At 68.5% G+C, this 12,019-nt stretch carries 6 protein-coding genes and 6 pseudogenes; 5 read left to right on the top strand and 7 right to left on the bottom strand.

Annotated features, from left to right (window positions below; genetic code table 11):
• Positions 1-528: ABC transporter transmembrane domain-containing protein (locus tag PGN37_RS27120; RefSeq protein ID WP_335334037.1), on the bottom strand; the 528-nt coding region annotated here is incomplete at its 3' end.
• Positions 483-2,487, bottom strand: a pseudogene (locus tag PGN37_RS27115) (ABC transporter ATP-binding protein). The gene PGN37_RS27120 and the pseudogene PGN37_RS27115, both read right to left, overlap by 46 nt.
• 105 nt (positions 2,488-2,592) lie before the next feature.
• Between PGN37_RS27115 and PGN37_RS27110 the strand changes: the two are divergent.
• The 3 genes and pseudogenes from PGN37_RS27110 to PGN37_RS27100 form a co-directional block, all read left to right on the top strand.
• A pseudogene (locus PGN37_RS27110) lies at positions 2,593-3,303 on the top strand (potassium channel family protein); the annotation flags it as partial.
• A gap of 80 nt (positions 3,304-3,383) precedes the next feature.
• Positions 3,384-4,093 (top strand): annotated as a pseudogene (locus PGN37_RS27105) (response regulator transcription factor).
• A gap of 48 nt (positions 4,094-4,141) precedes the next feature.
• The gene (locus PGN37_RS27100) at positions 4,142-5,482 is read left to right on the top strand and encodes a sensor histidine kinase (RefSeq protein WP_335334036.1); all 1,341 of its coding nucleotides are present in this window, start codon (positions 4,142-4,144) and stop codon (positions 5,480-5,482) included.
• 44 nt (positions 5,483-5,526) lie between these two features.
• On the opposite strand, the gene PGN37_RS27095 is transcribed toward PGN37_RS27100, so the two are convergent.
• Both PGN37_RS27095 and PGN37_RS27090 read right to left on the bottom strand, forming a co-directional pair.
• Entirely contained in the window at positions 5,527-5,889 is a 363-nt protein-coding gene (locus tag PGN37_RS27095; protein WP_335334035.1) for an FKBP-type peptidyl-prolyl cis-trans isomerase, read from the bottom strand.
• Positions 5,890-5,898: 9 nt separating this feature from the next.
• On the bottom strand, positions 5,899-6,651 hold the full coding sequence (locus PGN37_RS27090; RefSeq protein ID WP_335334038.1) for an SDR family NAD(P)-dependent oxidoreductase: 753 nt from the start codon (positions 6,649-6,651) through the stop codon (positions 5,899-5,901).
• A gap of 44 nt (positions 6,652-6,695) precedes the next feature.
• Here PGN37_RS27090 and PGN37_RS27085 point away from each other — a divergent pair, with 44 nt between their 5' ends.
• A complete protein-coding gene (locus PGN37_RS27085; RefSeq protein WP_335334034.1) occupies positions 6,696-6,944 on the top strand; it encodes a DUF2630 family protein in 249 nt (82 codons plus the stop codon).
• Positions 6,941-8,510, top strand: a pseudogene (locus PGN37_RS27080) (phytoene desaturase family protein). The gene PGN37_RS27085 and the pseudogene PGN37_RS27080 overlap by 4 nt, the downstream one beginning before the upstream one ends.
• A 6-nt stretch (positions 8,511-8,516) precedes the next feature.
• Here the strand turns inward: PGN37_RS27080 and PGN37_RS27075 are convergent.
• From PGN37_RS27075 to PGN37_RS27065, 3 genes and pseudogenes are all read right to left on the bottom strand, one after another.
• On the bottom strand, positions 8,517-8,936 hold the full coding sequence (locus tag PGN37_RS27075) for a MarR family winged helix-turn-helix transcriptional regulator (RefSeq protein ID WP_335332847.1): 420 nt from the start codon (positions 8,934-8,936) through the stop codon (positions 8,517-8,519).
• Positions 8,926-10,381: pseudogene (locus PGN37_RS27070) on the bottom strand (MFS transporter). The gene PGN37_RS27075 and the pseudogene PGN37_RS27070 overlap by 11 nt, the downstream one beginning before the upstream one ends.
• Positions 10,382-10,536: 155 nt before the next feature.
• A pseudogene (locus tag PGN37_RS27065) lies at positions 10,537-11,842 on the bottom strand (citrate synthase).
• Between the last annotated feature and the right edge of the window lie 177 nt (positions 11,843-12,019).

The following is a 12,019-nucleotide window of genomic DNA, read 5'->3' as shown; positions in this document are numbered from 1 at the left end:
AGCAGGATCGCGGGTGACGATGGTGATCTGCAGGATGTTGAGGATCAGGAACGTCAGCCCGAAGGACATGAATCGGCGAATCGTGCCCAGGTCGTTCATGATTCGCGACAGCAGCTGACCCGACTGCCAGCGGCCGTGGAACGACATCGGCAGGATCTGCAGCCGCGCGTAGAGGTCCTTGCGGATGTCGGCCTCGACGCCCATCGTCGCGCGGGACACCAGCCACCGCCGGATGAACCACAGCACGGCCTCGGCGATCCCGAGGCCCATGGCCGCCGCACCCAGCGTCCACAACCCCTGCTGATCCTGATGGCGCACCGGCCCGTCGATGACCGCCTTGGTCATCAGCGGGATCCCGACCGTCGCCCCCAGACTCAGGAAAGCCGCCGTCAGCATCAGAATCCACCGGCCGCGATACGGAAGCAGGTACGGCAACATCCGCCACAGGTCCGAGCTGGGCCTCACCCGCCGGGGCCGCGGCGCTATCGCGGGCGCTGCGCGCAGCGCGTTGCTTCCGGAATCAGCCACTCACAACATCTTCCCACTGCGAGCAAGTGGTTAACCCATCTAGCGAATGCGACCGGGTGGCACGGCATGTGCGTCCGCGCGCCCGACGGCGCCCCGAACTGGGTGCGGTAGAGCTCGGCGTAGCGGCCACCGCGGGCGAGCAGCTCCGGGTGCGTCCCGCGCTCCACGATCCGGCCGTCCTCGACGACGAGGATCACGTCAGCCGCGCGGATCGTCGAGAGGCGATGCGCGATGACGACGGACGTGCGGCCTGCGAGTGCTTCTGCCAGGGCTTGCTGCACCTTGGCCTCGGATTCGGAGTCCAGCGACGCGGTCGCTTCGTCGAGCACCACGACCCGGGGTGCGGCGAGCAGCAGACGCCGCGATGGTCAGGCGTTGCCGCTGCCCACCAGAGAGCCGGTAACCGCGCTCCCCGACGATCGTGTCGAGGCCGTCGGGCATGTCCGCGACCACGGTGTCGAGACGGGCCCGGCGCAGCGCCTCCCAGATCTCGGCGTCGGTGGCCTCCGGCGCCGCGAGCGCGACGTTCGCCCGGATCGACTCGTGGAACAGGTGCCCGTCCTGAGTGACCATGCCGACCGTGTCCTTGACCGACGCGAAGGTCGCGTCACGGACGTCGACGCCGTTGAGACGGACGGCCCCGGAGGGTGACGTCGTAGAGCCGGGCCAGCAGCGACGCGGTCGTCGACTTCCCCGCCCCCCGAGGAACCGACGAGCGCGATCATCTGCCCCGGCCGGGCCGTGAACGAGATGCCGTGCAGGACTTCGTCGCCGCCACGGTCGTCCAGCTCGCTGACCTCTTCCAGCGAGGCCAACGACACGGTTGTCGGCGGCGGGATAACCGAACCGGACGTCGTCGAACTCGACGGTGACCGGACCGTCGGGGATCGCGACCGCGCCCGGCCGCTCCTGGATCAGCGGCACCAGATCGAGCACCTCGAAGACCCGCTCGAAGCTGACCAGTGCGGTCGCGACCCTCGACGTGGGCGTTGGCCAACGCGGTCAGCGGCGCGTAGAGCCGCGTCAGCAGCAGGGCCAGCGACACGATGGACCCGGCCTGCAGCGTCCCGCCCAGCGCCAACGCGCCGCCCAGGCCGTAGACCAACGCCAGCGCCAGCGCCGACATCAACGTCAGCGAGTTCATGAACGTCGACTGCAGCATCGCGGAGCGCACCCCGATGTCGCGCACCCGGCCCGCGCGCACCCCGAACTCCCGGGACTCTGCGTCCGCGTCCCCGAACAGCTTGATCAGCGTGGCACCCGGCGCGGAGAACCGCTCGGTCATCTGGGTGTTCATCGTCGCGTTGTGGCCGGCGGCCTCCCGCGAGAGTCTCGCCATCGCCGCGCCGATGCGGCGGGCGGGGCAGCAGGAACAGCGGCATCAACGCCAGCGACACCAGCGTCACCTGCCACGAGATGCTGATCATCACCGCCAGCGTCAGCGTCAGCGTGACGACGTTGGCGACGACGCCGGAGAGAGTGTCCCGAGAAGGCCCGCTGGGCGCCCATCACGTCGTTGCCCAGGCGGCTCACCAGCGCACCGGTACGGGTCCGGGTGAAGAAGGCCACCGGCATCCGTTGCACGTGGTCGAACACCGCGGTGCGCAGATCGAGGATCAAACCCTCGCCGATGTTCGACGACAACCAGCGCGTCAGCAACGACATCGCCGTCTCGGCCAGCGCGACACCGGCGATCACCACGGCCAGCACCACGACCGTCGTCACCGAACCCCCGCGCGTGATCTCGTCCACGACCCGGCCCGCGAGCAGCGGCGTCGCAACCGTCAGCACCGCGCCGAACACGCTGACCAGGAGGAACCAGCCGAGCATGCGATGATGCCGAGCGGCGAACCGCCAGATACGCGCCATCAGCCGGCGATCTGCCAGACCGCGCAGATCACCGCCCCGGGCGTGCGTCTGCCGGTACAGCGACTGCCGGGCAACCGTTTCCAAGCTCATCTCATCACCGTAGAAACCTCAACAATGGGTGAGGTCAAAGACTTCCCAGGTGGTCCCACTACCGTCAGAACCGGATTCGTCACAGGACTTCGAGGAGCACAGGGCGTGGAGACCAAGTTGCAGGCGTGGGAGCGCCGCGCCGAATGGCCGCTGGCCGTCGCCGCCCTGCTGTTCCTGGCCGCCTACAGCGCGGAGGTACTCGCCCCTCCCCTCAGGAGCGGCCCTGGCGGCCATCCATGTCGTCAGCCTGGTCACCTGGACGATGTTCATCGTCGACTATCTCGTGCGACTGTCCCTGGCCGAGCAGCGCTGGCGGTGGTTCTGGCGACACCTCTTCGACCTCGCCATCGTGGCGCTGCCCATCCTGCGACACCTGCGTCTCCTGCGACTGCTCACCCCTGATCACAGTCCTCAACCGTGCCGTCGGCCACGCCATCCGCGGCCGCGTCGCGATGTACACGGTCGGCGGGGCGGTGCTGCTGATCTACGTCTCCTCGCTGGCCGTGCTGCAGGCCGAGCGGCACTACCCCGCACGCGCACATCACCCATTTCGGGGAGGCCCTGTGGTGGGCGATGACGACGATCACCACCGTCGGCTACGGCGACCTGACCCCGGTCAGCCCCACCGGACGGGTGATCGCCGTACTGCTGATGATCGGCGGAATCAGCCTGCTCGGCTCGATCACCGCGACGCTGGCGTCGTGGATCGTCGAGCGGGTGGCCGACGAGGACACCGCGGCCCAGCAGGTGACGACCGCGCACCTCGACACGCTGGTCCAGGAGATCGCCCAGCTGCGCGAGGAGGTCGCGCGGCTCGGCGACCCGGTTCCCCCGACGCGAACCGCCCCGACGGGTAACGGGCAGGTTCCCGCAGCCCGGGCTCCTCGTCAGGCAAGATTGCGGGCATGGACAGTGCAGTGGGTTCGCCCCGGTGCTCGTGGTCGACGACGATCCCGACGTGCTGGCCTCTTTGGAGCGCGGCCTGCGACTGTCCGGGTTCGACGTCTTCACCGCTGTCGACGGCGCAGAGGCGCTGCGCAGTGCCACCGAGACGCGGCCGGACGCGATCGTGCTGGACATCAACATGCCGGTTCTCGACGGCGTGTCCGTGGTGACCGCACTGCGCGCGATGGACAACGACGTCCCGGTCTGTGTGCTCTCGGCGCGATCCTCGGTCGACGACCGGGTGGCCGGACTGGAGGCGGGCGCCGACGACTACCTGGTCAAGCCCTTCGTGCTGGCCGAGCTGGTCGCCCGGGTGAAGGCGCTGCTGCGCCGACGCGGCTCCACGGCGACGTTCTCGTCGGAGACCATCGCCGTCGGCCCACTCGAGGTCGACATCCCTGGCCGGCGCGCCCGCGTCGACGGGACCGACGTCGACCTGACCAAGCGCGAGTTCGACCTGCTGGCCGTGCTCGCCGAGCACAAGACCGCGGTGCTGTCCCGCGCGCAGCTTCTCGAGCTGGTGTGGGGCTATGACTTCGCCGCCGACACCAACGTGGTCGACGTGTTCATCGGCTACCTGCGGCGCAAGTTGGAAGCCAACGGAGCCCCCCGCCTGCTGCACACCGTGCGCGGGGTCGGGTTCGTGCTGCGACAGCAGTAGTGATGAGCGCTCGCGCGAAGAACCGACGGCCACGCTCGTGATCCCCTCATGATCTCGGTGTCGCGGATCTTCCGCCGCACGCCGTCGCTGCGCACCCGTGTCGCGTTCGCCACCGCGATCGCCGCGGCCATCGTCGTCGGCATCGTCGGCGCAGTCGTCTGGGTCGGCATCACGCAGGACCGCAAGGAAAGACTGGACCGACGCCTCGACGAGGCCGCCGGGTTCGCGATCCCGTTCCTGCCCCGCGGTCTCGACGAGATCCCGCCCTCGCCCAACGACCAGGACGCCGTCATCACCGTCCGTCGCGCCGACGGGCAGGTGACGTCCAACTCCGTCGTCCTACCGGAACTGCAACCCGGATACGCCGACACCACGGTCGACGGGGTGCGCTACCGCGTGCGCACCGTCGAGCTGTCCACGCCGGAGCCGATGTCGGTCGCGGTCGGCGCCACCTACGACGCGACGATCACCGACACCAACAACCTCCACCGTCGGGTGCTGATCATCTGCTCGATGGCGGTGGGCGCGGCGACGTTCGGCGGCTGGCTGTTGGCCGCGTTCGCGGTCCGGCCGTTCAAGCGGCTGGCTCAGCAGACCCGGCAGATCGAGGCGGGCGACGAAGCACCCGACATCGACATCCGCGGCGCCACCGAAGCCGTCGAGATCGCCGACGCGATCAAGGGGCTGGTCGGCCGCGTGTGGGAGGAGCAGGGTCGCACCAAGGATGCGTTGACGTCGGCCCGCGACTTCGCATCGGTCTCCGCTCACGAGCTGCGCACCCCGCTGACCGCGATGCGTACCAATCTCGAAGTGCTCGCGACCCTCGACCTCGCCGAGGATCAGCGCAAGGAGATCGTCGGCGACGTCATCCGCACGCAGACCCGGATCGAGGCGACACTCGGTGCGCTGGAGCGACTGGCGCAGGGAGAACTGTCCACCACCGACGACCACGTCCCGGTCGACATCACCGAACTGCTCGACCGGGCCGCGCACGACGCGATGCGGGTGTACCCCGACCTCGAGGTGTCGCTGGTGCCGGCGCCGACGGTGATCATCGTCGGGTTGCCTGCGGGGTTGCGGCTGGCTGTCGACAACGCGATCGCCAACGCGGTCAAGCACGGCGGTGCGACGCGCGTGCAGCTGTCCGCGGTCAGCTCGCGGGCCGGAGTGGAGATCGCGGTCGACGACGACGGCGTCGGGGTGCCCGACGAGGAACGCACCGTGGTCTTCGAGCGGTTCTCGCGCGGCTCGACGGCATCGCACTCCGGGTCGGGCCTGGGATTGGCCCTGGTGGCGCAGCAGGCCGAATTGCACGGCGGCACAGCCTCATTGGAGGCAAGCCCGCTGGGCGGCGCGCGGCTGTTGCTGCGTCTGCCCGGCCCGAGCTAGCTCTTGGCTAGCGGGTGCCGAGCAGGTCGATGACGAAGATCACGTCATCGGGTAGCCAGAAGGTCGATGACAAAGATCAGCGTCTTGCCCGACAGACGGTGTCCGCCGCCGGCAGGACCGTAGGCCTGCTCCGGCGGGATCGTCAGCTTGCGCCGGCCGCCGACCTTCATCCCCGGGATGCCGTCCTGCCAGCCCTGGATGAGCCCGCGCAGCGGGAACTCGATCGACTCACCACGGTTCCAGGAGCTGTCGAACTCCTCGCCGGTGTCGTACTCGACGCCGAGGTAGTGCACCTCGACGTTGGCGCCCGGGACCGCTTCGGGGCCGTCGCCGACGGTGATGTCTTCGATCACCAGCTCGGTGGGTGCCGGGCCGTCAGGGAACTCGATCTCGGGTTTGGTCGACATCCGTTCAGCCTAGACCGGCGCCTCACCCCGGCGACCGGACCTCCTCGGGCTGCAACCACTCGGTCGGCCGCAGCAGCACACCACCTCGGGGAGGATGCAGGCCGCCGACAGGCGCGTCGTCATCCGCACGACCTCGGCCACGTCGCGCGGAGCGATCATCGTCGACGCCTCGATCGCGCCGCGGTAGGCGTCGGCCATCGGGGTGTCCACCAGACCCGGGCAGATCGCGGTCGCCTTAATACCGGAGGTCGCGAGCTCGTCGTGCAGCGCCTCGGTGAACCCGACGACCGCGGCCTTGGTCGCCGAATACGACGACAGCGTCGCCTCGCCCCGCTTGCCCGCGTTCGACGCCGTGTTCACGATCTGCGCCGAACCGCGTTGACGCACAGCTTCTTTCAGCAGCGGGTGACACTTGGAGGTCAACAACACGACGGCGCGGACGTTGACGGCCAGCTGGGCGTCGAGGAAGTCCGCGGTGATGTCGGCGACCGCTCGGTTCCCCGCGATCCCGGCGTTGTTGACCAGCAGGTCCAGCGACCCGTGCCGCTCGGCGTGGAACGCCACCACCTCGTCGAGAAAAGACTCCTCGGTCAGCGATCCTGCGATCGTGTGCACCGCGGAGCCGCCGATCGATGCGGCCACCGCATCCAGCTTGGCCGGATCGCGACCGACCAGGGTCAGCGCGAAGCCCTCGTCGTGCAGGGCTGTCGCGATCGCCGCCCCGATACCGCTCGACGCCCCGGTCACCAGGGCACTACGCATGGTCACCGGTCCATTAGATCGCGTCGAGGGGCAGACTGTAGGGCGTGGCCAACGACGAAGACATCCTCGCCCAGGTGAACCAGCTCGTCGCGGAGGAGAAAGATCTCCGCTCCAAGCTGCAGCATCACGAGATCGACGAGTCCGAAGAGCACCAGCGGTTGCGCGCGGTGGAGGTCGCCCTCGATCAGTGCTGGGATCTGCTGCGCCAGCGGCGGGCCCTGCGCGAGACCGGCGGGGATCCGAGCGCCGCGCAGGTGCGGCCGGCCGACGAGGTCGAGGGCTACCTGAACTGAGCGGCGCCACGGACTCCCGCGCCGACGTCGTCATCGTCGGCGGCGGGCACAACGGGTTGGTGGCCGCCGGGTACCTCGCCCGCGCCGGCCGCCGGGTCCGCCTGCTGGAGCGGCTCGACCACGTCGGCGGCGCCGCGGTGTCGGCCTACGCGTTCGACGGCGTCGACGCGCGGCTGTCGCGGTACTCGTACCTGGTGAGCCTGCTACCGCAGCGCATCATCGACGATCTCGGGCTACGTGTGCGTCTGGTGCGGCGGCGGTGGTCGTCGTACACGCCCGACCCGGCCTCAGGCGGCCGCACCGGACTGCTCGTGGGTCCGACGTCGACGTTCGGTGCGGTGGGGGGCCGCGAACGACGAGGCCGCCTTCGACGATTTCTACCGGCGCGCCAACACGGTGACCTCGCGCATCTGGCCGACGCTGACCGAGCCGTTGCGAACCCGTTCGGACCTTCGCCGGGAAGTGGTGGCTGCCGGCGGTTCCGACGCGGACTGGGCATGGCGGGCACTCGTCGACGAGCCGGTCGGTGACGCCATCACCGCGGCGGTGCGCAACGACCTGGTCCGCGGCGTGATGGCCACCGATGCCCTGATCGGAACCTTTGCCGCGCTGGAGGATCCGTCTCTGCAGCAGAATGTCTGCTTTCTCTACCACCTGATCGGCGGAGGGACCGGAGACTGGGATGTCCCGGTCGGCGGCATGGGTGCGGTCAGCGGAGCGCTCGCCGCGGCGGCCGCGGGCTTCGGCGCCGACATCATCACCGGCGCCGAGGTCGAATCGATCACGCCCGACGGTGAGGTGCGGTACCGCCACGGCGGTGTGCAGCATGGCGTCGTCGGCGAGCATGTCCTGGCCAACGTCACGCCCGCTGTCCTGGCGCGGCTCCTCGGTGAGGACGTCCCCGACGTCGCAGCAGGCGCGCAGGTGAAGGTGAATCTGATGCTGCGCCGGCTGCCCCGCCTGCGCGACGACAGCGTCACCGTCGAGCAGGCGTTCGGCGGCACCTTCCACATCAACGAGACTTACAGCCAACTCGAGTCTGCCTATCGACTCGCCGCCGACGGCACTGTGCCGGAACCGCTTCCGTGTGAGATCTACTGCCACTCGCTGGCAGACCCGACGATCCTGTCCGATGCGCTGCGCGCCTCGGGAGCCCAGACGCTGACGGTGTTCGGCCTGCACACACCGCACCACCTGACGGCGAGCGGGACCCCCGAGCGGTTACGCGACACGCTGACCTCAGCGGTGCTCACGTCGTTGAATTCGGTTCTCGCCGAACCGATTCACGACGTCCTGATGGAGGACGCCGCGGGCCGGCTGTGCATCGAGACCAAGACCACGGCCGATCTCGACGACGCCCTGGGCATGACGAACGGCCACATCTTCCACGGAGCGCTGACGTGGCCTTTCGCCGAGGACGACGAACCGCTGTCCACGCCGGCGCAGCGGTGGGGCGTGGCGACCACGCACGAGCGAATCCTGCTGTGCGGATCGGGTTCCCGCCGCGGCGGTGCCGTCTCGGGCATCGGGGGGCACAACGCCGCGATGGCGGTGCTCGGCCGCTAGCTCACCTCAGCGGCCCGCGAGCTTGTCCAGCAGCGAGCGCAGCGTCGCCAGGTCGTCGGCGTCGAGACCGGTCAGCATGTCCGGTGCCGGGTCCCGGACGTCGTCGATGGCGCGCACCAACTCGCGCCCCGCATCGGTCAGCGACACCACCTTGCAGCGCCGGTTCTGCGGGTTGATCTCACGGATCACGAGACCGCGCTGTTCGAGGTCGTTGATCGCGACCGTCGCAGCGGGTGCGTCGACTGTTGCCGCGGCGGCGATCTCCTTGACCGTCATCGGCTTACGACGCAGCCGCATCAGGATGCGCACCCGGCTGAACGGCAATCCGGAGCGGTCCACGACGAGGCGTTTCCACCCGTCGAGGTTGTCCATGACCAGTGCGGACATGTCCCGCCACACGCCGTCGGCCATCGTGTCACCGGACACGAGCGCTCACCGGGGCCGGCGTGCCGGCGATCAGTGGCGCCAGTCGGTCGGCAGACCGTTGCGCGCGTTGCGATGTCGAGAACACCCCGAGGCCCAGGATCACGAATCCGAGCGCCACACAGACGAACCAGAGCGGTCGGGCGGCCGACGCGAAATCCGCGCCACCCATCGTGATCGCGGAACCGGCAACCGAACCGCACAGCGCGACGCCGATACTGACGCCGACCTGCCGGCTCGTCGAGGTCACCGCCGATGCGGCCCCGGCGCGGTCCAGCGGCATCCCGCCGACCGCGGCATTGGTGATCGGTGCGTTGACCATGGCGAACCCGATGCCGAAGACCGCGAACACGATCACCAGCCACCACACCGGCGTCGATGCTGTCAGGAACGTCAGCATGGTGGCCGCCGCCGCGATCAGCGCCCCGGCGATCACCAGGGAGGGGCGCGCACCGAACCGGCCGACGAGGCGACCGGACAGCGGAGAGAAGACCAGTGCGCCGATCGCGATGGGCAGGTAGATGAGGCCGGTGTGCATCGCCGAGAAGCCCCGCTCGCCCTGCAGGTACAGCGACATCATGAACAGGAACGCACCCCACGCGGAGAAGGCACTGACCGCCGAGATGGTGGCGGAACTGAACGGGATGCTGCGGAAGAACCGCAGATCCAGGAAGGGGTCGTGGCGGCGTGATTCGTAGCGCAGGAACGCGGCGAGCGCCACGACGGCGACGACGGCGACGGTGAGGACCCGGTGGTGGGTCCACCCGAGCACCGGACCCTCGATCAGCGTGTAGACGATGCCGAACAGCGTCACGACAGCCAACAGCTGCCCGATCGGGTCGACGCTGCGCATGGTGGCCGATTTCGTCTCCGGCACGAAGATGGCGGTGAGGATCAGCGCGGCCGCGCAGATGGGCAGGTTGATCCAGAACACCGAGCGCCAGCCGACCGTCTCGATGAGCAGGCCGCCGACGATGGGTCCGAGCGCCATCGAGATGCCCGTCACCCCCGCCCCAGATACCCAAGGCGCGGGCTCGTTCCTGACGTCCGACGAAGATCTGCGAAATGATCGACAGCGCAACGGGATTGAGCATCGAGCCACCGATGCCCTGCAGGAAACGGGCACCGATCAGGGCGTCGATGCTGGGCGCCAGGCTGCAGGCCAGCGAGCCCAGCGCGAAAAGGGTCAGGCCGATCTGGAACACGCGCCTGCGGCCGAACCGGTCACCGGTGGCCCCGGACAGCATCAACAGCGAGGCCAGCACCAGCGTGTAGACGTCGAGCACCCACTGCATCTGCGAGGGCGACGCCGAGAGATCGGTGCGGATGGCCGGGATCGCGACGTTGACGATCGTGGCGTCCATGGAGACGATCAGCAAGCTCAGGCAGCAGGAGACCAGAACGATCGTCTTGCGCCCGGGCGTCAGGTTGCCGACAGTTTCATTCACACAACAATTGTGAAACTACAACTGTCACGATCGCAAGTGACGTCAGTGTGACGCTCGGCGCAATCGAGCGCGCGCAGAATGCCGGGAATTGCGGCGCGTCGGCGTGCAAACACGCGCGTTCGCAGAAGGAGGTGCCCCCAGCTCGCCGAAGGAGGCTAGCGGGCGTCGAAGTCGATGTAGTCGCGCTCGGTGTAGCCGGTGTAGATCTGCCGCGGGCGGCCGATCTTGTTGGGCTCGCCGTGCATCTCCCGCCAGTGCGCGATCCACCCCGGCAGCCGGCCGAGTGCGAACAGCACGGTGAACATCCGCGTCGGGAAGCCCATGGCCCGGTAGATCACGCCGGTGTAGTAGTCGACGTTCGGGTAGAGCTTGCGCTCGACGAAGAAGTCGTCGGTCAGGGCGATCTCTTCGAGCTCCTTGGCGATGTCGAGCAGCTCGTCCTGCACACCGATCTTGCCCAGGATCTTGTCGGCCTGCTCCTTGACGATGCGTGCCCGCGGGTCGTAGTTCTTGTAGACCCGATGGCCGAAGCCCATCAGCTTGACGCCGTCCTCGCGGTTCTTGACCTTCTTGACGAACGTCGCGACGTCGTCGTCACCCTTGCGGATCTTCTCCAGCATCTCGAGCACGGCCTGGTTCGCGCCGCCGTGCAGCGGACCCCACAGCGCGTTGATACCGCCGGAGATCGACGTGAACAGGTTGGCCTGCGAACTGCCCACCAGGCGCACCGTCGACGTCGAGCAGTTCTGCTCGTGGTCGGCGTGCAGGATGAACAGCATGTCGAGCGCGCGGACGAGCTCCGGATCGACCTCGTAGGGCTCGGCCGGGAACCCGAACGTCATCCGCAGGAAGTTCTCCACCAGCGTCAGCGAATTGTCCGGGTACAGGAACGGCTGCCCCTCGGACTTCTTGTAGGCGTAGGCGGCGATGGTCGGCAGCTTGGCCAGCAGCCGGATCGTCGACAGCTCCACCTGCTGTGGGTTGAACGGGTCCAGCGAGTCCGGGTAGTAGGCGCTCAGGGCGTTCACCGCGCTGGACAGCACCGGCATCGGGTGGGCGTCGCGGGGGAAGCCGTCGAAGAACCGCTTGAGATCCTCGTGCAGCAGGGTGTGCCGCTGGATCTGGGTGGTGAACTTCTCCAGCTGATCGGCGGTGGGCAGTTCGCCGTACAGCAGCAGGTAGCTGACCTCGATGAAGTTGGACTTCTCCGCGAGCTGCTCGATCGGGTAAGCCGCGGTAGCGCAGGATGCCGGCATCGCCGTCGATGTAGGTGATGGCGCTCTTGGTCGCAGAGGTGTTGACGAAGCCGCCGTCGAAGGTGGTGTAACCGGTCTTTGCCAGCAGTGACCCGAGCGCGATGCCGTCGGCACCCTCGGTCGCTTTGACGATGTCGAGGTCCAGCTCCCCGCCGGGGTAGGAGAGGGTGGCGTGCTCTTTCCCGGTTTCGGCGTGATCGGCCACTGGGATCCCTTCGGGTCGGTTCTAACGGGAATCGCGAGGTCTGACTGCAAGTCTGACTACAGAAGGTAGTCGCATTCCCACGAGGGCGCCCGCGGGGGTCGCCGACGACGGATCACGCGCGCGTCACAACCGGTTGCCCGAGCCCAGCGAACTCGACCAAGAAGTCATCGCAGACCG

Origin of the sequence: Mycobacterium kyogaense (genome assembly GCF_036946525.1) — a bacterium.
Classification (GTDB): Bacteria; Actinomycetota; Actinomycetes; order Mycobacteriales; family Mycobacteriaceae; genus Mycobacterium; species Mycobacterium kyogaense_A.
The sequence above is the reverse complement of the archived record's forward strand: the minus strand, read 5'-3'. Positions and strand labels throughout refer to the sequence as shown.